The following is a 21,923-nucleotide window of genomic DNA, read 5'->3' on the forward strand; positions in this document are numbered from 1 at the left end:
TGGTGCAACCGGGGAAAAGTTGCACCGTATGAAAGCGGATATATTTCTCGTCGAAGTCCTTGGCGCGGCGGATCGATACCTCTTTTCCCCAATCAGACAATCATTTGGAACTCGTTCGAGCCATTAGCATGGATCTTGCTGCAGACAAAGGTCAAACATTCGCGCATAAGTGAATGGATTAACGCTCGCCGGGCAACGCATGTCCGGCGGGTTGGGCAAAGGCGTCCATCGAACGGGAGACGAATTTCTCACGTTGATGGACGCTTTTTTTTGGCCTGAATGCAAGCGATGGTGAGGTGCGGCAATGGAGAAAAAGCTTGGACCGAATGGCGACTGAGGTCAAATCCACCTGTCCCTACTGCGGCGTGGGCTGCGGCGTGATCATTGAAGCCGACGGCAATCACATCTCCGGCGTGCGCGGTGATCCCGATCACCCCGCCAACTTCGGTCGCCTGTGCACCAAGGGCTCGACGCTGCATCTGACCGTGCAACCGGACGCGCGCGCACTGTATCCGGAACTGCGCGCCCGACGCGAGGAGGCGCGTGAACGCGCGAGCTGGGACGAGGCGCTGGAGTTTGCCGCGGAAAAGTTTGCCGGCGCCATTCGCAGCCACGGCCCGGACAGCGTAGCGTTCTATATCTCCGGGCAGTTGCTGACCGAGGATTACTACGTCTTCAACAAGCTCGCCAAGGGCCTGATCGGTACCAACAACGTCGACACCAATTCCCGGTTGTGCATGTCGTCGGCGGTAACCGGGTACAAGCTCACGCTTGGCGCCGATGCACCACCTGCCTGCTACGAGGACATCGATCACGCCGAGTGTCTGTTCATCGCCGGATCCAACACCGCCTACGCGCACCCGATCGTATTCCGCCGCATCGAGGACGCGCGCGCAAGGAATCCGGAGCTCAAATTGATCGTCGTCGATCCGCGCCGCACCGATACCGCGGCGGTGGCCGATCTGCACCTCGCGATCCTGCCCGGCACCGACGTGGCGCTGTTCAACGCCATCCTGCACGTCCTGTTGTGGGAGGGCCTGTGCAATCTCGACTACATCCGCGCGCACACCGAAGGTTTCGACGCGGTGAAAAACCGTGTGGCCGACTACACACCCAAGACCGTGGCACAGATCTGTGGCGTCTCAGCCGAAGACATCGTCCAGGCGGCGCGCTGGTTCGGGCGCGCCCGCGCGACGCTGTCGCTTTACTGTCAGGGGCTCAATCAATCGACCCAGGGCACGGAAAAAAACGCTGCGCTCATCAACCTGCACCTGGCGACTGGACAGATCGGCCGGCCGGGCGCCGGACCGTTTTCGCTGACCGGTCAACCCAACGCCATGGGCGGGCGCGAAGTAGGCGGAATGGCCACGCTGCTGTCGGGACATCGCGACTTGGCCAACCCGGCGCACCGCGAGGAGATCGCTCGCTTCTGGGGTGTCGACTCGGTCCCGTCCACGCCCGGGAAGAGCGCAGTGGAAATGTTCGAAGCCGTGCGCACGGGCGAGATCAAGGCGATCTGGATTGCCTGTACCAACCCGGTGCAGTCGATGCCCAACCAGGCGCTGGTCGCGCAGGCCCTGAAGCGCGCCGAGTGCGTGGTGGTGCAGGAGGCATTTGCCCATACGGACACCACGCCATTCGCCGACGTGCTGCTGCCGGCCACCACCTGGGGCGACAAGGAGGGCACGGTCACCAACTCGGAGCGGTGTATCTCGCGCGTGCGCGCCGCAGTTCCGCCGCCGGGCGGAGCGCGCCACGACTGGCAGATCGCCGTGGACTTTGCGTTGCGGCTGGGACGCAAGCTTGAACGCGCTGATGCGCCCATGCTTTTCTCCTATTGCACGCCGGAGCAGATTTTCAACGAACACCGCGAAACCACGCGCGGCCGCGACCTCGACGTGACCGGACTCAGCTACCAGCTGCTCGAATCACGCGGCCCGCAGCAGTGGCCGTTCCCCGTAGGTGCCGCCACCGGCAAGGCGCGCTTATATGAGGACGGCGTATTCGCAACCCCGGGCGGACGCGCGCGTTTCATGGATGCGCCGTACCGGCCGGTGGCGGAGAAGACCGACGCACGCTATCCGCTGCACCTCAATACCGGACGCCTGCGCGACCAGTGGCACGGCATGAGCCGCACCGGGATCGTCGCGCGTCTGTTCAATCACGCGGAAGAACCGTTGCTGGCAATGAACCCAACGGATATGCAACGCCGCGGATTGCTGGGCGGCGACATCGTGCGGGTGAAGAGCCGGCGCGGCGAGATCAGGGTTCGGGTGCAGGCCTCTGAAGAAGTAAGGCCGGCGCAGGTCTACCTGCCGATGCACTGGGGCGCGCAATTCATGCGCGGCGGCGGCATCAACACACTGACCGTAGCCGACTTCGATCCGGTTTCGATGCAGCCGGAGCTAAAGCATGCGGCGGTCCAGGTCGAAAAGCTCGACTGCCGATGGCAACTCGTGGCGATGCGAAGCGGCGACGTGCTCAAGTACTTGCACGCAGTGCAGCCGCTGCTCGAGCGCTTTGCCTACGCAAGCTGCGGGTTGTACGGACGCGAGCATCCGCTGCTGCTGTTCCGCGCCGCCTGCGCAGCACCCGCGGAAGACGAACTCATCGCCGCGCTGGACGTGGCCCTGGAACTTTCCGATGACGCCTGCGCGATGGTTTATCGCGACGCGCGCCGCGGTATCTGCAAGCGCGTGCTGGTGCAGGGGGAAAAAGTCGTGGGCGCCCGGCTTACCGGCGAGACCGCGGCGCGCGACTGGCTCAGGGATCTGATGGCGCAGAACGGTTCGGCGCAGACCGTGCGCCCGTGGATCCTGGCGCCGGTGGCGAGCCCGCCGCTGGGCCAATCCAGTCGCGGACGCATCGTCTGCAATTGCCTTGACGTGTCCGAGCGCGAAATCGAAGCGCGCGTCGCGGCTGGCGCCACGCTGGCGCAACTGCAGGCGCAGCTCAAATGCGGTACCAGTTGCGGATCGTGTCTGCCGGAATTGCGGCGCATGGCGCAGCAGGCTCGTGCCGCCGCGTGATTTCAAAGATGAACCACGGAGGACACGGCAGCTTCGGCCGTAAGTGCTGCGCCTTAAGAACACGGAGGAAAGTCAAAAACGGATCGAGAGAGGTCTTCGATTTGGGAGTTGAAATGATGAAGCAAGGCAAGGTTTATCTGGTGGGGGTGGGACCGGGCGACGTGGAGCTGCTGACGCTGAAGGCGGTGCGCGTGCTGTCGCAGGCCGACGTAGTGCTGGTCGACGACCTAGTGAACCGCGAAGTGCTGCAGTTCGTCGGGCCGCGCGCCCGCGTGATCGAGGTGGGCAAACGCGGCGGGTGCAAATCCACCCCACAGGCGTTTATCGACAAGCTCATGGTGCGTCTGGCGCGAGCGGGACGCGTCGTCGCCCGGGTCAAAGGCGGCGATCCTTTCGTATTCGGCCGCGGCGGCGAAGAACTGCTGACGCTGCGCGCTGCGGGCATCGAAGCGGAAGTGGTCAACGGGATTACGGCAGGCATCGGCGTGCCGGCAGCGCTGGGCATACCGGTGACCCATCGCGACTGCAGCCGTGGCGTCACGTTGGTCACTGGCCATACGCACGATGACCGGCAGCCCGACTGGCGGGCATTGGCGTGCAGCGGCACCACGTTGGTGATCTACATGGGCATGGCGAACCTCGCGTCGATCTGTGCGCGCCTGGTTGCTGCCGGGATGCCGACCGGGATGCCGGCGGCCGCGATCCAGAACGGCACGCTGGCGACGCAGCGCAGCGTGGTCGCGACACTGGCCGATCTTGCCGAACGGGTCGCGCGCGCCGAACTGGGAAGCCCGGCAATCGTGGTGGTGGGCGAAGCCGTGCGCTTTGCGCAGATACGGTCTGCGGAAGCGGAGATCGCCGCAGCATGAGAGTCAAAGTCAAGGGCTTTCAACGCAAAGGCGCAAAGGACGCAGAGGGCGCAAAGAAGAACATGCAAAACGGATTGTGTATGTTTTCTGTTTCATCCGTGGCTGGACGGTTCTGAATCTTGTTTGAGGTGGAAACATGAAAAAGATGAAGCTGGTGATGGTGGGCAACGGCATGGCCGGGGCGCGTGCGCTCGAGGAACTGCTCAAGATCGCGCCGGATCTCTACGACATCACGGTGTTCGGCGCCGAGCCGCATGCCAACTACAACCGCATTCTGCTGTCGCCGGTTCTGGCTGGCGAGATGACCTTGCAGGACATCATGCTCAACGACGAGGACTGGTATCGGGACAACGGCATCAAGCTCCATCTCGGCAAGAAGATCGTGCGAATCGACCGGGTGGCGCGCAAGGTGGTGGCCGCCGACGGCACCGAAGAGCGCTACGATCGACTACTGCTTTCCACCGGTTCCAACCCGTTCATCCTGCCGGTGCCCGGAAAGGAACTCGACGGCGTGATCACCTATCGGGATATCGCCGATACCGAGGCAATGATCGTAGCGTCCGGCAAGTTCCGCCACGCCGTGGTGATCGGCGGCGGGCTGCTCGGGCTGGAGGCGGCGAACGGCTTGCGGCTGCGCGGCATGGAAGTGACCGTGGTGCACCTGATGCCCTGGCTCATGGAACGGCAGCTCGATAAGACTGCCGCCGACATGCTGCAGAAGTCCCTGGAGAAGAAGGGACTGCGGTTTCTGCTGCAGAAGGAAACAGCCGAGATCGTTGGCCGCGACGGCCGCGTGGCGGCGGTGCGGTTCAAGGACGGTCAGGAGATTGCCGCGGATCTGCTGGTAATGGCAGTGGGCATCCGCCCCAATACCGATCTGGCACAATCGGCGGGCCTGTACTGCAACCGCGGCATCGTTGTGAATGACACGATGCAGACCTTCGATCCGGTTATCTACGCCGTCGGCGAATGCGTGGCGCATCGCGGCATCGTTTACGGGCTGGTGGCGCCGCTGTTCGAGATGGCCAAGGTGTGCGCCAACCACCTGGCGCAGTTCGGCATCGGCCGCTACGAGGGCTCGGTCACGTCCACCAAGCTCAAGGTCACCGGCATCGACGTGTTCTCCGCCGGTAACTTCGGCGGCGGGCCCGACACCGAGGAGATCGTGCTTCACGACTCGGTCGGCGGCATCTACAAGAAGCTGCTGATCCGCGACAACCGCATCATCGGCAGCGTGATGTACGGCGATACGGTCGACGGCGCCTGGTTTTTTCAGCTCATGCGCGACGGCCAGAGCGTCGCCGAGATCCGCGATCATCTGATGTTCGGCCAGGCGCACCTGGGCAACGCCGGCCATCAGGGCCAGAACAAGGCCGCGGCCATGTCCGACATCATGGAAGTGTGCGGCTGCAATGGCGTTGCCAAGGGCAGCATCACCCGCGCGATCAAGGAGAAGGGGTTGTTCACCCTGGACGACGTGCGCAAGCACACCAAGGCGTCCTCGTCCTGCGGTTCCTGCACCGGGCTGGTGGAGCAGATCCTCGCTTCCACCGTCGGCGGCGCCTACACGCCGCAGGCTACCGTCACCAAACCGATGTGCGGTTGCACCGAACTCACGCACGAAGAGGTGCGCAAGGCGATCCGCGCGCAGAAACTGTTGTCCATTCCGCGGGTCATCGATGCGCTCGAATGGCATACGCCGAACGGTTGTGCCAGCTGCCGGCCGGCGCTGAATTTTTACCTGATCGCCGCCTGGCCGCACCAGGCCGAGGACGACCCGCAGTCGCGCTTCATCAACGAACGCGCGCACGCCAATATCCAGAAGGACGGCACCTATTCGGTGGTGCCCCGCATGTTCGGCGGGGTGACCACTGCCGGAGAACTGCGCCGCATCGCCGACGTGGTCGATAAATACAAGATCCCGACGGTGAAGGTAACCGGCGGTCAGCGCATCGATCTGCTTGGCGTGCGCAAGGAAGACCTTCCCAGGGTGTGGGGCGAACTGGACATGCCCTCCGGCCACGCCTACGCCAAGGCGCTGCGTACCGTGAAGACCTGCGTGGGATCGGAGTGGTGTCGTTTCGGCGTGCAGGATTCCACGCAAATGGGCATCGACCTGGAGAAAGCCTTCTGGAAGATGTACGCCCCGCACAAAGTCAAAATGGCGGTGTCGGGCTGCCCGCGCAACTGCGCCGAATCCGGTATCAAGGACGTGGGCGTCATCGGCGTGGACTCGGGTTGGGAGATCTACATCGGCGGCAACGGTGGCATCAAGACCGAAGTCGCCCAGTTTCTGGTCAAGGTGAAGACAAAGGAGGAGGTGCTCGAGTACGCCGGCGCCTTCATTCAGCTTTACCGCGAGGAGGCGCGCTATCTCGACCGCACGGTGCACTACATCCAGCGCGTGGGCATGGACTACATCAGGAAGCAACTGATGGAAGACCCGGCAAATCGCAAGGCGCTTTACGAGCGGCTGATATTCGCCTTGCAGGACGAAAAGGATCCCTGGGTTGAACGCATCAAAGGCTCGGCGGCACACGAATTCGAGGAGCTCTCGATATGAAAATGAACGACGTCTCCACCGTTGCGCAATGGCGCAGGGTCTGTCCGCTGTCGGAGATCCCCAGGCTGGGAGCGCGAGTGGTAAGGACCGCGCATGGCAATGTCGCGGTGTTCCGAAATGACACCGACGAAGTATTTGCATTGCGTGACCACTGCCCGCACAAAGGCGGGCCGCTGTCGCAGGGAATCGTTTTCGGCCGCCACGTGGCGTGTCCGCTGCACAACTGGACCATCCGTCTCGAGGATGGCAAGGCCGTTGCGCCCGACGAGGGATGCGCGGCGACTTTTCCGGTGAAGGTGGAAGCGGGCGAGGTTTACCTGCAGATCTGACACTTCGCGTACAACGAAATCGCAACTGTGAATCCAGAATCCATCAACGTCCGATCATTCTCGCGGGAGCTGCAATGAAATCCTCGTTCCTCAAATCCGGCCACTGGCCGACCCTGTTGGCGGCCTTTCTCTACTTCGATCTGAGTTTCATGGTCTGGGTCGTGCTCGGCCCGCTCGGCGTGCAAATCGCCAGGGATCTCGGCCTCACCGCGGCACAGAAAGGACTGATGGTGGCTACGCCGGTTCTCGCAGGGGCGTTGCTGCGCATTATCATGGGAATCATGGTGGATCACTTCAAACCAAAATTGGCGGGCGCGATCGGGCAGGTGCTCGTGATTGCCGCGCTATTGACAGCGTGGCTCGTCGGAATCCACAGCTACAACCAGCTGCTGATGTTTGGTGTGGCGCTCGGCGTGGCGGGTGCATCGTTCGCGGTAGCGCTGCCGCTGGCCTCGCGCTGGTATCCGCCCGAGCATCAGGGTGCTGCGCTGGGCATCGCCGGGGCCGGCAATTCGGGCACGGTGCTCGCCGCACTGTTCGCACCCGGACTGGCGCTGGCCTTCGGCTGGAACAATGTATTCGGGCTGGCGGTCATCCCGCTCGGCATCGTGCTGGTGGCCTACCTGCTTCTGGCCAGGGACAGCCCGGATTGTCCGCCGGCGAAACCGCTGTCGGATTATTTCAAAGTGCTGAGGGACAAGGACGCATGGTGGTTCATGTTCTTCTACAGCGTGACCTTCGGTGGTTTTGTCGGACTGGCATCCTCTCTCACCATTTACTTCAACGACCAGTACGGCCTGCCGCCGGTGGCCGCCGGCTATTTCACCGCGGCCTGTGTGTTCGCCGGTTCTCTGCTGCGTCCTGTCGGCGGCGTCGTGGCGGACCGGGTCGGCGGCATCAAATCGCTGTCGCTGATGTATCTCCTGGCGGCGACTTTTTTGTTCATCGTCAGCTTCGGATTGCCCCAGGCATGGATGGGGCTCGCCCTGTTCGTGCTGACGATGCTGGTTCTCGGCATGGGCAATGGCGCGGTGTTTCAGCTGGTGCCGCAGCGCTTCCGCAAGGAGATCGGCGTGATGACGGGGCTGGTGGGCATGGCGGGCGGCTTGGGCGGGTTCTATCTCGCCTCGTCGCTAGGCTACTCGAAGCAGTTCACCGGCAGTTATCAGTCCGGTCTGCTGGTTTTCGCCGGCCTCGCGATCATCGCGCTGATCGGGCTCACTTTTGTGAAAGGCCGCTGGCGCACGACCTGGGGTACCGTGAACGTCGCGATGGCGAAAGTCTGACATGGCTGCCTTCGCGAAGCTTCGCGTCTTGCCGAATCATACCCAGTCGCTGCCTGCTTCAGGAGAGAGTTCACTCAAGGTGTGCGTCGGCCACGCCAGCAACGCAGGACGGCGCGAGAGCAACGAAGATTTCTTCGGCGTGGCGACGCCGGAGATGGCGGAACTGGCGGCCAAGGGCGTGCTCGCCGTCGTGGCGGATGGCGTGTCAGGTGCGGGTGGCGGACGTGAAGCCGCCGAGTATTCGGTGCGCAGCCTGCTCGGGGACTATTACGCCACGCCCGACACCTGGGAGGTACCGCTTGCACTCGACCGCGTGCTGTCCGCAGTGAACCGCTGGCTGCTCGCCCAGGGCGCGGCGGACAGCGAACTGGCGGGAATGGCGAGCACGCTCTCGGCGCTGGTGCTGCGAGGCAAGCGTTTCTATCTTGCGCACGTCGGCGACACCCGCATTTATCGGATCAGTCGGGGAGAGTGCGCGCAACTCACGCAGGACCACGTGTGGGACCGCCCGGACATGCAGCATGTGCTCAAACGCGCGGTCGGGCTCGACCGGCATCTGGTCATCGACTACGCGGACGGCGAGCTTCGCGCCGGCGATGTTTTCCTGATCTGCAGCGACGGCGTCTGGGAACCTCTTGGGCAGGTGCACCTGGTCCGGTTGCTGCAGTTGTACCGGGATCCCAAGCTGGCCGCGGAGGCGCTGGTGGACGCTGCGTTACGCGCCGGCGGGCAGGACAACGCCACTGCCGTCGTGCTGCGCGTCGATGAAATTTCCGAGCACGGCTGGCGCGACATGCTCGGAGTCGGCCTGCAGTTGCCGGTGCCGCCCCGGCTCAAGCCGGGAGGGGAGGTCGATGAATTCGATGTGATCGAGTTGATCCATGAATCCCGCGCCACCTTGTTGTACAAGGTGCGCTCCAGGCGAACCGGTCAGGTGCTTGCCCTCAAGACGCTGCAGCCCGTGCTCGCCGAGGACAGGGCAAGTTGCGAAGGCCTGCTTGCGGAAGAGTGGCTGGCAAAGCGCCTGGTATCGGCGCACTTCCCGCAGGTCGTCCCGCTGTCGTCCGCGTCGAGGCACTGGTTGTACTACGTCATGAGCCATCACGCCGGGGCGACGCTGCAAGGACAACTGGATCGCGGCGGGCATTTCTCGATCACGGAAGTGGTGCGCATCGGCACGCAACTCGCAAAGGGCATCGGCGTCCTGCAACGCCTGTCCATCGTTCACCGCGATATCAAGCCGGCGAACCTGCTGCCGGAAGACAACGGCGGGCTGCGTATCCTCGACATGGGGGTCGCGCTGGCTGCCGGCGTGCCCTATCCGGAACTGCAAGGCAATCCCGGTACGCCGAGCTTCATGGCGCCGGAGTTGTTCACGGGTGAACCGGCCACGGTACAGAGCGATCTGTATGCAGCCGGCGCGACGCTCTACCACCTTCTCACGCGAAGGTATCCCTACGGCGAGATCGAACCGTTCCAGACGCCGCATTTCACCGACCCGATTCCGCCCACGCGTTATCGGCCGGATGTCCCGAGCTGGCTGGAGAACCTGCTGCTGCGGGCGGTCGCGCGCGAGAAGAGCCAGCGCTTCGAGACTGCCGAAGAGATGCTGCTTGCCCTGGAGCGCGGTGACCGGCATCCCGTCTCGGCGCCGCAGCGCATCCCGCTGCTGGAGCGCAACCGGCTGATGCGCTGGCAGGCGGTCTGCCTGGTGCTGGCGGTGATGAATCTGCTGTTGCTCTATTTGCTGTTTTTGCGGTGAAGCGGCTCAGGCCTTGATGGTCCGCTGTGTCCCGAAATACCCGATTTGCGCTTCGTAACTTCGAGTAATGACCAGACGTTTTCGAGAAGATCACGTCAAATGAAAACGGGCGACCGATTGGTCGCCCGTTCTGTCACGCTTCGTTTGCTCCCCTATCCAGCTCTCGGTTGGGGGCAGACAGTTATTAGCTGCCCCAGTTGCGGACCAGGTCGTCGTAAGCTTGCTGAGCCGTGCGGGTTTGCGGGATGCTCTTATCCTCGGCGGCGATCGTCGCCTTGGACGGGCCGTTCCAGTCGCGCACGAGGTCGGCCTGCATTTCGGATTTGGTACGTTCGCGCACCGGAACAGCGGTTCCGCCGCCGGTGAAATTCCAGTCGCGCACCAGATCCGCCTGGGCGGCTTCCGGGCTGCGGGTCATGATCTTCGCGCCATCGGCATACGCACCGCCGGCGGCAAACATCGAAGCGACCGCACCCGCCAACATCAGTTTCGAAACTGTTTTCATGATTCTCTCCTGATAAAAACGTTTTCCTGCGGAAATTCGTCCGATCCGGCAAACGCGACTACCTGAAACTGCCCGATTCGTGAGGCGAATTATCGCGCGGGGGTGCGAAGCGTTTATTGGAAAGGGTTGCCGACTTTTAGTCTGTTATTGCCGGTTGTCCGACCTGGTTGAACATCCTTGCGGACTATTTGTATATTCTTGCGGTCGCGGGTGTTCATCGCAAAGTTGCGGACGGTATTACCATGTGACCGAGGGTTGTCCAGCCAATGGGTTATCTCGCCACCGGCACGATGTCTTCGTAGAATGAGGCACATGAAAGACAAGAGAATTGCCGTGCTGGAGAGCCGTTTCGGGGAACATCTCGCCGCCCTGCTGGAGAAGGAGGGTGGCGTTGCGTTTCGCGCCCCGGCGCTGACGGAGGAACCCGACCTCGATCCGGAAGCGATCCGGCGATTGATCGTGGACTGGGCGGCGCATCCGGTCAAGCTGGCGATCTTCCAGACCGGGGTCGGCACTCGCGCGTTGTTCGAGGCGGTCGACCGGCTCGGCCTTGAAGAGCAACTGCTTGCGTTGCTTGCGAGTGGCGTGGTTGCTGTGCGTGGACCCAAACCTACCGCTGTACTTCGCGGCCGCAACGTGCGCATCGATATCAGTGCCGAAGAACCTTACACGACCGTCGAAGTACTGGCGGCGATCCGCAATGTGGAATTATCCGGCGAGCGCGTGCTGGTGCAGCGTTACGGCGAAACCAATCTCGGACTGGAAGAGGGACTCGAGGCGCGCGGCGCGGCTGTGGTCGAGGTGCCGACGTACCGGTGGGCACTGCCGCAAGATATCGAGCCGCTGCTGCGATTGCTCGCCGCGCTGGAGCGCGGCGAGATCGATGCGGCGGTATTTACCAGTGCTTCTCAGGTACGCAATCTGTTTGCCGTGGCGGGGCAACGCGGAGGCGCGGACCAGTTGCGCCGCAATCTGAATTCGGTGGTGGTGGCTTCGATCGGTCCGGTATGCAGCGACGCGCTCGTGGCAGCAGGCGTGAAGGTCAGCCTCGAAGCTAGCCCGCCGAAACTTGGACCGCTGGTTACGATGCTCGGCAAGGCGTGGAATTAAAGACACGTTAACCGCAGAGGACGCGGAGGACGCAGAGGAAGACCGGAGCAAGAAATGCGCACGCATTGGTAAATTCAAAACCGGCACATGGATCGCCGTATGTTCCATTACCGTACAGTTGACAAGCGTCTCTCTGGCCGGTGGGGCGTCAAGCGACCGAAGGGGGCGAGGTTGGGCGCCATGCTAGACCACGGTATCACGCTGCCCGCGATTGCACTCGAAACAGAGCGTATCAAGATTGGATAGATTGTCGCTCCCACCCTTCGCAAAAGGGAAGCGATGATGTACTTCGAGTTTGACACCAACGCCACTAGCTCCACATCGCACACACGCAAAATGGTCGCGCTTGAGAACGAAGAAGCGCTTTCTGATAGATAGGGCGATTCGTTTGCGAGTCACGTTCGTCGGCGTGATCGGCTCTTCGTTGGAGACCGATTCTTCAGTGATTGATTCGTGTGCACGAACAAGAGCCTTTCGCCAAGTTCCGAATCGGCGAGAAATGGTGTCGTTCGACACAGGAAATCCGTATTCCTTCAAGTCCTTTTTTTGAGGAGTGCGACCCTCTTTTTCAACAACCTGCTGCCAAAGCTCGATGATGATGGCGAGTAACTCATCGTCCGTCGCCTTCATAAAACGCTCGCTTTTCAGTCCCGCAAGTTCAAGTGCCCGACGGAGTGAACCGAACCTGCGGACAACGGCCGAATGACTGACCCGGCCGATCTTTTTAAGGTCGGCTTTCGTAACTGTATTGGAGCCAGTCGCTCCCGCGATGCGACGAAGCTCTCCGAGCAGAGACTGGTCGTCATACGCGGTCAGGAAATCAATGTTTAACGGCTTCATGAATAGCAGGGGGTCCAACTTGTAATAGTATTTCCTCCGCGTCCTCTGCGGTGAACGCGTTGGTCTTTGGTATTTTTAATCGATGGCCTTGTATTCGATGCTGACGATTTCGAGAGATTCGTCGCCGCCGGGCGTCCTGACGATCACCGTGTCACCTTCGCGGGCCTTAATGAGGGCTTTCGCGAGTGGCGAGATCCAGGAAATCCGGCCGTGCGACACGTCAGCTTCGTCGATGCCGACGATGCTGTAGGTTTTTTCTGAGCCATCCTGCTCCAGCACCGTCACGGTGGCCCCGAAAAACACCTGATCCGTGTCCTCGCGCGCAGCCGGATCCACCACCACCGCAGCGTCCAGCCGTTTGGTCAGGAAGCGGATGCGACGATCGATTTCCCGCAGGCGGCGCTTGCCGTAAATGTAGTCGGCATTTTCCGAGCGGTCGCCGTTGGAGGCCGCCCACTGAATGACTTTCACGAGTTCCGGACGTTCCTTGTCGAGCAGATGCAACGCCTCGTCCTTGAGCCGCTTGAATCCCGCGGGCGTAATGTAGTTCTTCAAACCCGCCGGAATAGGGGGCGCACCGGCACCCTGATCCTCGTCGTCCTGGTCGTTTTCCCTGGTGAATGCCTTGCTCATGTGGATCGTGAGGCGGTCGGGACAGTTGTACAATGAGATTGTTTTTGCCGATCATCGTTTCCAATCATTCCTCTGCATTTCGGTTTGTTGATGCAGAGTATTGAGCGGAATGCGAAAAGCAGTATTCAGCGATTCTAATCGTTTCCTTCCATTCCGTTCTATTCCGTCCGTTGTGTGTAGCTAAATGTGTAGCTACGCTCCAGGCGACAGTTGAACAATTGGAATCGCGATGGCGAAGCTGAACGAGCAAAAGCTGCAAGCGCTGCTCAAGGAGAACAAGCCTGTTGTGGTCGCGGTCGGCGATGGCAGCGGCCTATCGCTCCGAATCACTGCCACCGGTGCGGCCTGGCAACTTCGATATCGCCATGCCGGCAAGCCGCACTGGCTGACCATCTCGAAATATTCGGATTGCAGCCTCAAGGAAGCGCAGAAAAAAGCCACCAAGGAACGCGCCAGGATCAACGAGGGCATTGACCCGGTTGCGGACCGGCGCCGCTCCAAGCTCGCCCTTAAGGCCGCCAAGACGTTCCGAGAGCTCGCGGCCGACTACGATGCGCGAGCCCTTCCGGATTTGACGCCGGACACGCAAAGGATCATTCGCCAGTTCCTCAAACGGGACATCCTGCCGCGCATAGGCGATCTGCGGATCGAGGAGGTAGGCGGCGGCCATATCGTCCAGATGGCCGAGCAGGTAGGCAAGCGATCTGACTCTGCCGGTCGACGGGCCTTCGAGATCACGTCAGTCATTTTTTCGCACGGCGTGGCCAAGCAAGTGGCAAAGTCCAATCCCTGCGCAGGGCTGAAACTGCGCGCAATCCTTGGTAAGAAGAAATCAATCCGCCCCGGCGTCACGCTGAGCGAAGATCAACTGCGCACTGTCCTGGCGAACTTGTCGGGAATCGGCGCGAGAAATGCACTCGCCGTGAAAATCATCCTGGCGACGTGCGTCCGCAAGGTCGAACTGCGTCTGTCACGACCGGAGCACCTGGACCTCGATCGCGGCGCCTGGACCATCCCCGAAGAGAACGCCAAGAACGGCAAGCCGATCGTCATTCCGCTTGCTCCCGTCGTGGTGGACTGGTTCAAAGAGCTGCTTACGCTGGCCGGCAACAGCGCTTGGGTCATTCCCGGCCAGAGCCCGAAGCAAGCGATCTCGCAGAACACTCTGAACGAGGCAATAAAACGGCTGAAGAACTCGCCCAGGTTCACGCCTCACGATCTGCGCCGCACCGCGCGCACGCATTTGGGCAAGCTCGGCGTCGATATCATCACCGCGGAGAAATGCCTAAATCACACCCTGGGCGGCCTGGTGGACGTTTACGATCGTGGCGACTATTTCGAGGAACGCCGGAAGGCACTGGCGCTCTGGGCCGATTTTCTGGTCCGGTGTGAACAGCCGGCCGACAAAGTAATCAGCTTGCGGAAAGCTGGATGAAAGCGAGCCTTTCTTTTTGAGGAGAGTAGGAATGGTAAACGTGATGGACGTAGTGCCAAATTGCGTAATCGGATCGGGGCTAAGTTCAGATGATCAGTGGGCGCTGAGCCATGAAATCTCACGGGTTATCTGGAGGCCTGCGCCATTTGCGATGGCGACGTTGATACTACTGTTTTTCACCATGCATATTCCATTGAGAGGTTCAAAGGAAAAATTGAAGATGGCAATGTAGTGATGGGGTATTTAGTGGCTCATCTTTTCCGCGCATGTATTCCTGTCTTAAAAGTACGTTAGAAAACGTGCAGACGCCTGCACGCTGAAGCGCCGGCCGCACGCGCGGAAACGCGTGGACCGGCTGACCACAACGTAACCTGAAAAGGAGGTTCGCATCATGGCTACTACGCATGTTAGCAAACGCAACGCTCGCAAACCGCGTGAGGCCTTCGATTTGGTCAACTCGGCCTCCCTTCCTTTAAACCAGGCGATCGGATCGGGGCTAAGTTCAGATGATCAGTGGGCGCTGAGCCATGAAATCTCACGGGTTATCTGGAGGCCTGCGCCATTTGCGATGGCGACTCAGCATTCTCAATCTTGCGATGACGGAGCTTGACTCAGGAAAAGTTTCGCCGCGACAAAATCAGTTGTACCTGGCTATCTGGGCTGGGATCGACTTGCTTAGGCGGGTACAGGGAGAATTGGTTTGCTAATTCCCTGCTGCAAGGCGTGGTGCCCGGGTAGATCGTGTGCACTTCCATAGCGCCGGCCACAGGTGACTCACCACCTGGACCGGCTGACCACAGCGCAACCTGAATAGGGGGATTGCATCATGGCTACGAAGAATCGTATCAAGTCCGGCCTCCGCGAGGTAGAAATTGCCAGCATGAAGCTCGACCAGGGGCTTCGCGCGCTGAACGCACTCGCGAAACAACACGAGAACGGCGTAGATGGCGAAACGCTTTCGATTTGCGTTGAGCAGATGACGGATTCAATGCTCGAGACCGTCCTTACGTTGTCCAAAATCGCCAATCGGGAGCTGCACCATGGATAAAAACCATTTAATCGCGGGCGCGCTGCCCAACGAGAGCGCGGACGAGATCTTTGACAACGCAATCGAAACCTTGTCGAAAATTTCGGATCGCATCGAGGTTGCGCGATTGGCCGTCGCTGCCTTCTATCCTGCGGGGGAGAGCGCGGCGGCCCACGGTCATGTAAAAGTTTTTCCAGGGGCCCCGATTTCGATCTGCTCCGTCCTGACCGGCGTCAAGAGCGATCTCGTATGGCAGATCAACGAGCTTGAGACCGTCAAAATGATGCGGGAAGAGAAGTGCCGCAATTCCAGCTCAGCGGGCCCGGAGAGGTGACCTTGGACTCCACATTCGCCGCAAGACTGAGGCGCGTTCTCGAATTTGATGGTGTGGTCTCTGTTCGCAACCAGGGACGTCGGATTGCCGCCGCGGGCGTGATCACTAGAACCACGGCGCGCCGATGGCTCGTAGATGGTCGGGAACCTCGGTCGGCAATTTACGCGACCAGGCTTGCAATGGCTCTCGACGTTTCGCTCGACTGGTTGGTCGGCTTAGAACTTCCATTGCATGCGGATACACCCGAACGATGGGCCATGATCGCCGGCATGGATCCGAGAGCCTACAAGTTTGAAGTCTGGTTCCTGCGTCAGCGCCCGGAACACCGCGCCAAGCTTCATCGGATGATCATTCGATTGACGAATGACAATGGGAAGGCCTGGCGCCTCGTGGAGGCGTGCGCGCGCGGGTACTTGTCCTACGAACGCCTGCTCGAAGCGATGTGGCTGCCCTTCGGCGACCTGTATGCAAGAGGAAAATTTAGCAGCTGATGATTTAACACCCGGATCGCATGGTTAACGCAATACGCAAAGGAGAAATAGATCATGACTGAATCATCTACGCAGAAACCCATCCGCGACTGTTTCAAAGACTATGAAACATTCAACGCCGCCGCGATCGCCATCAACAATGCCGCGGGCATCCTGGCTGCGGCCGGCGTGGCCAAGATCGATGTCGGTGATTGGGCGCTCGAGGAGGCCATCAACCTCATTAACGACGTTTTGATGGCTATGAATTTCGAAGTCGATAATGAAGTCTTCGATTACCTCAACCGCGCGGCGGCCATCAGCGACCTGGTTCGTGATGTCGGAAGCGAGATGGGCGACAAAAACCGCACGCAGGCCCTATACGCGGCGGAATCGTTGTTGCAGTTCGTCAACGTTGTGCATTTTTGCCAATCCGTAGTTACCTCGGATTTCGCGCGGCTGCGGAATCCGAAATTGTTCGAGGAAGGCACGGCGCTGCAGGAATTGCTGGAAAGTGCGGCGCCGTCCTCGAGACGATCTGCCGAACAATTACTGAAGACGCTGCGCGAGACCAAAGGCGATAGCACTCAGTGACGCGATATAGGTCCCGTTCCATGCAGTCATACGAAACCCCGACTTACCCGGCGCACGTCGATCGCGATATAGTTATTTTTCTGAGCCTAGGGTAGCTCCCAAAAAGCGGGCCCCTTCACCCGCCTGGCTCAGCTTCTCTCTTTGAAGGCGCTCCCTGGAAGGAGGGTGCCTTGCATGTCATTCGACCCACATTGCACTTACGCCGAAGCTCAAGCCGCCGACATCGTCTACATAGCGAAGCCCGGTGTAAGCATCACCGATCCGAGGAGGCCATTGGCACAATGGCAAGCGGCAAGAAAAGTAAGTGAGATCGAGAAACGTGTCGAGCAAGGAGATTCGTTTGCGCTTTTCTGGGCGATTCGATTTTGCTCATTTCACGGTATCGTGCTGCCGCCGTGGCTCGCTCAAAAGTACGTGGAGTGTTTCGATAAGATCGTGAATCATGAAGCGAAATCGTGGGACGAAGCATTTGGCCGTCCATTTCGCAAAGGCTTGCAGATTCAGAAATTAAAGCTAGGAGAAAAGTGGCGGCTTCTGGTGTGGACTACGGTTATTCGGGAACGCAACAACAACTCCAAACTCGCGATCGGTCCAAAGTTATTTGAGAAGGTGGCGAAGGAGCTGAAGCTCGGAGCGCCTACCGTCAAGAAATATTATTACGAGACCGAAAAGCTCTTAAAGCCGTAAATCTGTCGCTGCAACAAGCATTTCCAGTGCATTTCCGCGAATTTCGGAAATTTACGTGCTGGAGGTTTTCAATCGTCGCGCCATCATGGTCCCGCGTTCAGATTAATGGGGGCATGCATGGATTACTCAAAACTCCGTACCATTCGCCAGATCGCGACTCCCGCGATGAGCGAAGCTGCAATCAGGTCGTATATCCAAGAGGCCAGATCAAACGGCCTCGACAATGCGATTGTCCGAATGGGACGGCGCATCTACCTAGATGTAGATGAGTTCAACGCCTGGCTCGATGCTCGCCGGATGGTCGCCTGAATGGGCGCGCCCATTCGTTCTGCGCAGGTCCCGGCTGAAGTTGTGACGTTGCCCACCGAAGGTTACATTCTTCAGCACGCGTATTGCCTTCTCTTGGGAGGCATTAGCAATCAAACGATTTGGCGCATGAGGAAAAGCGGCCGCATCTCGCCGCCATTCAAGTTGACGGCCAAATTAAACGCCTGGCCTGTCGAGACGGTGAGAGGTGATCTCAAACGAATCGCCGAAGCCGCTAGCGGTCCGCATCGAGCGTGACTCATCAATGGCCGATCCCGTTGCAAAAATATCCGCGGAGTCCGGAGCAATCGGCGTGGCCGGCGCTGGCCTCAATGCGACCAGCAACTCCGATATATTTGATGCTTCTGTCGGCGCGTTCCGTCAGGCGATCGTCGAAGGCAAGTGGCCCCAGATCGAATGGAGCGAGCATCTCCTCCCGCAAGTGGTCGACCTCGCCGAGGCGGCGATGCTGAGTCATCCAGGAGATCCATCTCTCTATCAACGAGGGGGACTCCCCGTGCGCGTCGTGCGCCGGCCGGCGATTACTGCACGCGGGGTATCGAGGAGCGATGGCGCGCTCGGAATCGTTACGGTGGATGTCGCGCATATCCGCGAATCTTTCACGCAACGCGCCGACTGGGTGCGATTCGATAAACGCGAGCAGGGATTTCGAAAAATCGTCTGTCCGGAAATCGTCGCCCGGACCTATCTATCCCGCGGCGGCAATTGGCACCTGCCGCCTCTCGTAGCAACAATCGAGGCTCCCACGATCCGGCCGGATGGCAGCATCCTGCAGGCACCAGGCTACGACGCTGCGACCGGACTGCTCTTCAATAGCGGGAACCAAGATTTCCCCGTCATTCCACACGAACCCTCGGCGCATCAGATTAAAGCCGCGCTGAATGCGTTTGCCGAGATGCTGTCAGACTTTCCGTTCGAAGAGGCACACGACTATTCCGTAGCGCTTAGCGCGATCCTTACCGCCCTGGTTCGTTGCCGACTGCGCAGCGCGCCGTTGATCGCGTCGACCGCGCCTGTCATGGCGTCGGGCAAAACGTTGATCATGAGTCTGCCGTCGTGGATTGCCACAGGCCGCGCGCCGGCGGTTGTGCAGCATTCGCAGGATCCAAGCGAAGAGCAGAAATTACTGTTGAGCGTCCTGATGGACGGAGATCCCGTTGTTCTTATCGACAACGTCGAGCGGCCGATCAATTCCGATGCCTTGTGTTCGATCCTGACTGCCGAGACATTCAGGGGGCGGCCACTTGGCAAGACTGGGACAGTATCCGTTCCGACTTGCGTCCTCTTCCTGGCGACCGGCAACAACCTGGTGATTGCCGGCGATCTGACAACCCGCACCCTCCTGGTCCGACTGGATCCGAAGACCGAGCATCCCGAGCGCCGATCGTTCACGACAGATATTCACGAACACGTCGTTGCGCATCGTGCGGAGCTGGTTGCGGCTGCGCTGACGATCATGCGTGGCTTCCTTTCCAGCGGTGTGTCTCCGGCCGATCTGGTGGCTCCCTGGGGCCGTTTTGAAGAATGGTCCAATCTGGTCCGCGCCGCAATCGTCTGGGCTGGGCTCCCGGACCCTTGTAAGTCGCTGGACAGACTTGAGCTCGAAGACCCTGCGCGCCTGGAGCATTCCGCCGTACTCACCGCCTGGTACAAGGTCTTCAATGGCGATGCCGCCAAAGTTGACCAGGTCATCGAGTGCTGCGATCTACAGAACGAGGAGCTGAAGGTCGCGGTGATGGCGATTGCAAGCGATCACGGTTCGATCAACGGCCGGCGGTTTGGCCGATGGCTTGCCAGGCACGAAAACCGGATCCACGACGGCCTTAGCTTCCGGCGGGCGGGCATCAAGTCGGGGCAAGTGCTGTGGAAGGTAATCGCAGACCCTACTCGGGAGGCTCCATTTTGAATGTTTCGTTTGTTATGGGGGTATCCCTCTATCTATACGCGAAAAATTGCATGCATATGCAATATATAGATAGCTGTAAGGCAGTGACCCCCGTAAACCCTCAAACCCCCGGCGCCATCGGCCGTGACCGGCGGCTTCGGGGTGGCCGAGGTCTGTTAGCGCAGGCCTCGGTCGCTCCGCCTTTTAACCACGCAGCTCGGGTTAAGGGCAGGCGCGTGAATATGTGTGCACTCCCCCGATTTACCATCTCCCGCCGTAGCAACCGGCGAGCCTCATCAACGCACGATAGGAGTTGAAGCATGAGCAATCAGAAGGACTTCGAAAAACTGCCTGTATCCCAGTCAATTCGCCGAAAGGTCGAGGCGATATTGGGTTCGCCCCTCTCGGAAAAGGCGTTCGCAGACTATGAAGCCAAAGAAGTCAGGACTCGCCAAGGGCTTGTTACGCACCTTCAGGCCATCCCGGGGATATTTGAGGAGCGTCGACGCAATGCCCTAAAGCGCGCAGAAAAAGCGGCGATCGACCTGCAGACTGCCAAAGACCGGCTGAAACAGTGCAATGACGAATGCCAAGAGGCCGCTATGGGCGCCTACGGCATGGAGCTAAAAGAGGGTGAGGCAACTCGGGAGATCGTTCTTAAACTGCGTGAAGGCGCAGATCATCGGCTGGCCGACTATCGTTTCTTCCTCGATTGTTTGCGGGACGAACTTATTTCGCGCATGGAGTTCGGGACCCTTCGACAAAAAAATTACGAAACTGGAGAGGTGAGAAGCATCGAGATCAGCAACGTGAAGGAAGTCACGAGTCTTCGGCTGATCTTGGAAAAAAACAAGAATGTTTTGTGGGACTGGGAGCTGGAAGCTCTTACAAGCGCTGAAGTGACGGAGCGACTACAAACAATGGGCAGCAAACTGGAGAAGCCGCTCCGTCAGTTCGAGCTCAAGCCTCCGCGTCTGATGAACGGTGAAGTATTGGCGCCAGACGTGCCGCTGACCAAGCTTCGCCTGAGTCTTATGCCAAGCATAGAGGCAAGCAAGCAGTAAGCGGCTATGGTGGAGGGGCGGCAAGCAAGCAGTAAGCGGCTATGGGGGAGGGGCGGTCCAAATCTTCAAACATTTCCTTTCCTCGACCGCGCTGCTAACCAGATTTTTATGCCCGCGAATTTATGCCCCCCCCTATATCCCTCCCTCAATATCGACAGGGTACCTCTTATGAATTTCGCTGATCTGCAGGACAAGGAACTTGCGGTCCTGTACAAACTGACGGGAAAGTGGTCCCGAAAATATCCGGCATTCGGGGCCGTTATACGCGCCGCCCTGACAACCGAGGAGCACCGTCGCCAGGGATACGATAAGCGCCAGGCCGCGGCGCAGCTGCCGGCGTTGCCTCGTGAGGAAATGTGCAACCTCGTGTTCTCTCTCCTCTGGACCGCGAAGGACGTCAATACGGGGCACGTCGATCGGGTCGGAACGGTGGTCTTGGATCTCGCCAGGGACATGATCGATCTCACATTGAAGCGAGAGGCCGAGTTATTCGCTACGGGTCTGGTCGCGGGATTTTCCGATTCATTGCGGACAAGGGATGGCGCATGAGTACCCAGCGCAATACGCGAGACAGGTGTCGCTCACTCCAAATAACCGCGAAAACCCTGGTTGCGGATCCGCAGTCAGCGCATCTGGATAACATCGCTGGTGTCACGCTCGGCCTGGCCAGGGGCCTGATCGAAACCCATCTGGCACAGCGTGCCCTCAATGAACTCGCGGCCATCCTGCAGGGGGACGCGTGATGCCCGGCCCAGAACACTCGAGCAGGCACGGCGCGCCCCTTCGATCGCTCGCAGATGTGCTTGCGATCGTCCTGCAGGACCTCGGCAAGGCGCGCGCCCTGAAAGACGAGGCGGCGCGTTTGCGCGATGTTGCCAGGGAAAAGAACAAAGCAGCACATCGCGTTCATGTGGATATCGAGAAACGCCTCGCCGGCCTTGGCGCGGGCCCGGGATTCGATGTTGCGGAAGCGGCGGCGAGGCGCGAGCGCAGCCTAAAGATCAAAGCCGCGGAGCTGCGCAAGGCATCTCGAGAAAAAAATAGAAGAGCCCACTTCTTCCTCTCGGACGCCCAAAGGGGCATGGCAGTCCTGGGTCTGCGCTTTGCCGACGTAGTAGAAGCGGAAAAATTGGAGTCAATTTCGATGAGGAGTGGCGCATGAGTACCCGACGCACTG

22 protein-coding genes are annotated in these 21,923 nt (G+C 60.0%); 19 read left to right on the forward strand and 3 right to left on the reverse strand.

Annotation, left to right across the window (positions count from 1 at the left end; translation table 11 throughout):
- Positions 1-326: 326 nt before the first annotated feature.
- From HY067_09520 to HY067_09545, 6 genes are all read left to right on the forward strand, one after another.
- The gene (locus tag HY067_09520; GenBank protein MBI3528196.1) at positions 327-3,029 is read left to right on the forward strand and encodes a molybdopterin-dependent oxidoreductase; all 2,703 of its coding nucleotides are present in this window, start codon (positions 327-329) and stop codon (positions 3,027-3,029) included.
- A gap of 113 nt (positions 3,030-3,142) precedes the next feature.
- Complete coding sequence (gene cobA / locus HY067_09525) at positions 3,143-3,898, forward strand: uroporphyrinogen-III C-methyltransferase (protein MBI3528197.1); 756 nt, start codon at positions 3,143-3,145, stop codon at positions 3,896-3,898.
- Between the two features lie 136 nt (positions 3,899-4,034).
- Positions 4,035-6,461, forward strand: a complete 2,427-nt coding sequence (locus tag HY067_09530) for an NAD(P)/FAD-dependent oxidoreductase (GenBank protein MBI3528198.1) — start codon at positions 4,035-4,037, stop codon at positions 6,459-6,461.
- A 2-nt stretch (positions 6,462-6,463) separates the two neighbouring features.
- The gene (gene nirD / locus HY067_09535) at positions 6,464-6,790 is read left to right on the forward strand and encodes a nitrite reductase small subunit NirD (protein MBI3528199.1); all 327 of its coding nucleotides are present in this window, start codon (positions 6,464-6,466) and stop codon (positions 6,788-6,790) included.
- Positions 6,791-6,864: 74 nt separating this feature from the next.
- Complete coding sequence (locus HY067_09540; GenBank protein MBI3528200.1) at positions 6,865-8,076, forward strand: NarK/NasA family nitrate transporter; 1,212 nt, start codon at positions 6,865-6,867, stop codon at positions 8,074-8,076.
- A 1-nt stretch (position 8,077) separates the two neighbouring features.
- Positions 8,078-9,838 carry a bifunctional protein-serine/threonine kinase/phosphatase gene (locus HY067_09545; protein ID MBI3528201.1) on the forward strand — a complete coding sequence of 587 codons (1,761 nt, stop codon included), beginning with the start codon at positions 8,078-8,080 and terminating at the stop codon, positions 9,836-9,838.
- A gap of 184 nt (positions 9,839-10,022) precedes the next feature.
- Here the strand turns inward: HY067_09545 and HY067_09550 are convergent, their stop codons facing one another.
- A complete protein-coding gene (locus tag HY067_09550) occupies positions 10,023-10,343 on the reverse strand; it encodes a hypothetical protein (GenBank protein ID MBI3528202.1) in 321 nt (106 codons plus the stop codon).
- Positions 10,344-10,655: 312 nt separating this feature from the next.
- Here HY067_09550 and HY067_09555 point away from each other — a divergent pair, with 312 nt between their 5' ends.
- Positions 10,656-11,453 carry a uroporphyrinogen-III synthase gene (locus tag HY067_09555; GenBank protein MBI3528203.1) on the forward strand — a complete coding sequence of 266 codons (798 nt, stop codon included), beginning with the start codon at positions 10,656-10,658 and terminating at the stop codon, positions 11,451-11,453.
- A gap of 183 nt (positions 11,454-11,636) precedes the next feature.
- Here HY067_09555 and HY067_09560 read toward each other — a convergent pair whose 3' ends face one another.
- Both HY067_09560 and greB read right to left on the reverse strand, forming a co-directional pair.
- Entirely contained in the window at positions 11,637-12,293 is a 657-nt protein-coding gene (locus tag HY067_09560; GenBank protein ID MBI3528204.1) for an HNH endonuclease, read from the reverse strand.
- Positions 12,294-12,368: 75 nt separating this feature from the next.
- Entirely contained in the window at positions 12,369-12,926 is a 558-nt protein-coding gene (greB, locus tag HY067_09565) for a transcription elongation factor GreB (GenBank protein ID MBI3528205.1), read from the reverse strand.
- A gap of 229 nt (positions 12,927-13,155) precedes the next feature.
- Between greB and HY067_09570 the strand changes: the two genes are divergently transcribed.
- The 12 genes from HY067_09570 (at position 13,156) to HY067_09625 (ending at position 21,908) form a co-directional block, all read left to right on the forward strand.
- On the forward strand, positions 13,156-14,361 hold the full coding sequence (locus tag HY067_09570; protein MBI3528206.1) for a tyrosine-type recombinase/integrase: 1,206 nt from the start codon (positions 13,156-13,158) through the stop codon (positions 14,359-14,361).
- An 826-nt stretch (positions 14,362-15,187) separates the two neighbouring features.
- The gene (locus tag HY067_09575) at positions 15,188-15,409 is read left to right on the forward strand and encodes a hypothetical protein (protein MBI3528207.1); all 222 of its coding nucleotides are present in this window, start codon (positions 15,188-15,190) and stop codon (positions 15,407-15,409) included.
- On the forward strand, positions 15,402-15,722 hold the full coding sequence (locus tag HY067_09580) for a hypothetical protein (protein MBI3528208.1): 321 nt from the start codon (positions 15,402-15,404) through the stop codon (positions 15,720-15,722). Before HY067_09575 ends, HY067_09580 begins: the two co-directional genes overlap by 8 nt.
- A 2-nt stretch (positions 15,723-15,724) precedes the next feature.
- Positions 15,725-16,213, forward strand: coding sequence for a hypothetical protein (locus HY067_09585; protein MBI3528209.1), 489 nt, complete (start codon positions 15,725-15,727; stop codon positions 16,211-16,213).
- A 54-nt stretch (positions 16,214-16,267) separates the two neighbouring features.
- Positions 16,268-16,783 carry a hypothetical protein gene (locus tag HY067_09590; GenBank protein ID MBI3528210.1) on the forward strand — a complete coding sequence of 172 codons (516 nt, stop codon included), beginning with the start codon at positions 16,268-16,270 and terminating at the stop codon, positions 16,781-16,783.
- 174 nt (positions 16,784-16,957) lie between these two features.
- Entirely contained in the window at positions 16,958-17,470 is a 513-nt protein-coding gene (locus HY067_09595) for a hypothetical protein (GenBank protein MBI3528211.1), read from the forward strand.
- Positions 17,471-17,587: 117 nt separating this feature from the next.
- A complete protein-coding gene (locus HY067_09600) occupies positions 17,588-17,779 on the forward strand; it encodes a DNA-binding protein (protein MBI3528212.1) in 192 nt (63 codons plus the stop codon).
- Between the two features lie 262 nt (positions 17,780-18,041).
- Positions 18,042-19,703, forward strand: a complete 1,662-nt coding sequence (locus HY067_09605) for a hypothetical protein (protein ID MBI3528213.1) — start codon at positions 18,042-18,044, stop codon at positions 19,701-19,703.
- 299 nt (positions 19,704-20,002) lie between these two features.
- Positions 20,003-20,746, forward strand: a complete 744-nt coding sequence (locus tag HY067_09610) for a hypothetical protein (GenBank protein MBI3528214.1) — start codon at positions 20,003-20,005, stop codon at positions 20,744-20,746.
- A gap of 168 nt (positions 20,747-20,914) precedes the next feature.
- The gene (locus HY067_09615) at positions 20,915-21,295 is read left to right on the forward strand and encodes a hypothetical protein (protein ID MBI3528215.1); all 381 of its coding nucleotides are present in this window, start codon (positions 20,915-20,917) and stop codon (positions 21,293-21,295) included.
- Positions 21,292-21,489 carry a hypothetical protein gene (locus HY067_09620; GenBank protein ID MBI3528216.1) on the forward strand — a complete coding sequence of 66 codons (198 nt, stop codon included), beginning with the start codon at positions 21,292-21,294 and terminating at the stop codon, positions 21,487-21,489. Before HY067_09615 ends, HY067_09620 begins: the two co-directional genes overlap by 4 nt.
- On the forward strand, positions 21,489-21,908 hold the full coding sequence (locus tag HY067_09625; GenBank protein ID MBI3528217.1) for a hypothetical protein: 420 nt from the start codon (positions 21,489-21,491) through the stop codon (positions 21,906-21,908). The genes HY067_09620 and HY067_09625 overlap by 1 nt, the downstream gene beginning before the upstream one ends.
- Positions 21,909-21,923: the final 15 nt, after the last annotated feature.

The sequence above is a fragment of the Betaproteobacteria bacterium genome (genome assembly GCA_016194905.1).
In the GTDB taxonomy this organism is placed as follows: domain Bacteria; phylum Pseudomonadota; class Gammaproteobacteria; order Burkholderiales; family JACQAP01; genus JACQAP01.

Excerpts from the sequence above, each read along its gene's own strand:
- HY067_09520 (MBI3528196.1), top strand. The coding sequence starts at position 327 with ATGGCGACTGAGGTCAAATCCACCTGTCCCTACTGCGGCGTGGGCTGC.
- cobA (MBI3528197.1), top strand. The coding sequence starts at position 3,143 with ATGATGAAGCAAGGCAAGGTTTATCTGGTGGGGGTGGGACCGGGCGAC.
- HY067_09530 (MBI3528198.1), top strand. The coding sequence starts at position 4,035 with ATGAAAAAGATGAAGCTGGTGATGGTGGGCAACGGCATGGCCGGGGCG.
- nirD (MBI3528199.1), top strand. The coding sequence starts at position 6,464 with ATGAACGACGTCTCCACCGTTGCGCAATGGCGCAGGGTCTGTCCGCTG.
- HY067_09540 (MBI3528200.1), top strand. The coding sequence starts at position 6,865 with ATGAAATCCTCGTTCCTCAAATCCGGCCACTGGCCGACCCTGTTGGCG.
- HY067_09545 (MBI3528201.1), top strand. The coding sequence starts at position 8,078 with ATGGCTGCCTTCGCGAAGCTTCGCGTCTTGCCGAATCATACCCAGTCG.
- HY067_09550 (MBI3528202.1), bottom strand. The coding sequence starts at position 10,343 with ATGAAAACAGTTTCGAAACTGATGTTGGCGGGTGCGGTCGCTTCGATG.
- HY067_09555 (MBI3528203.1), top strand. The coding sequence starts at position 10,656 with ATGAAAGACAAGAGAATTGCCGTGCTGGAGAGCCGTTTCGGGGAACAT.
- HY067_09560 (MBI3528204.1), bottom strand. The coding sequence starts at position 12,293 with ATGAAGCCGTTAAACATTGATTTCCTGACCGCGTATGACGACCAGTCT.
- greB (MBI3528205.1), bottom strand. The coding sequence starts at position 12,926 with ATGAGCAAGGCATTCACCAGGGAAAACGACCAGGACGACGAGGATCAG.
- HY067_09570 (MBI3528206.1), top strand. The coding sequence starts at position 13,156 with ATGGCGAAGCTGAACGAGCAAAAGCTGCAAGCGCTGCTCAAGGAGAAC.
- HY067_09575 (MBI3528207.1), top strand. The coding sequence starts at position 15,188 with ATGGCTACGAAGAATCGTATCAAGTCCGGCCTCCGCGAGGTAGAAATT.
- HY067_09580 (MBI3528208.1), top strand. The coding sequence starts at position 15,402 with ATGGATAAAAACCATTTAATCGCGGGCGCGCTGCCCAACGAGAGCGCG.
- HY067_09590 (MBI3528210.1), top strand. The coding sequence starts at position 16,268 with ATGACTGAATCATCTACGCAGAAACCCATCCGCGACTGTTTCAAAGAC.
- HY067_09595 (MBI3528211.1), top strand. The coding sequence starts at position 16,958 with ATGTCATTCGACCCACATTGCACTTACGCCGAAGCTCAAGCCGCCGAC.
- HY067_09600 (MBI3528212.1), top strand. The coding sequence starts at position 17,588 with ATGGATTACTCAAAACTCCGTACCATTCGCCAGATCGCGACTCCCGCG.
- HY067_09605 (MBI3528213.1), top strand. The coding sequence starts at position 18,042 with ATGGCCGATCCCGTTGCAAAAATATCCGCGGAGTCCGGAGCAATCGGC.
- HY067_09610 (MBI3528214.1), top strand. The coding sequence starts at position 20,003 with ATGAGCAATCAGAAGGACTTCGAAAAACTGCCTGTATCCCAGTCAATT.
- HY067_09615 (MBI3528215.1), top strand. The coding sequence starts at position 20,915 with ATGAATTTCGCTGATCTGCAGGACAAGGAACTTGCGGTCCTGTACAAA.
- HY067_09620 (MBI3528216.1), top strand. The coding sequence starts at position 21,292 with ATGAGTACCCAGCGCAATACGCGAGACAGGTGTCGCTCACTCCAAATA.
- HY067_09625 (MBI3528217.1), top strand. The coding sequence starts at position 21,489 with ATGCCCGGCCCAGAACACTCGAGCAGGCACGGCGCGCCCCTTCGATCG.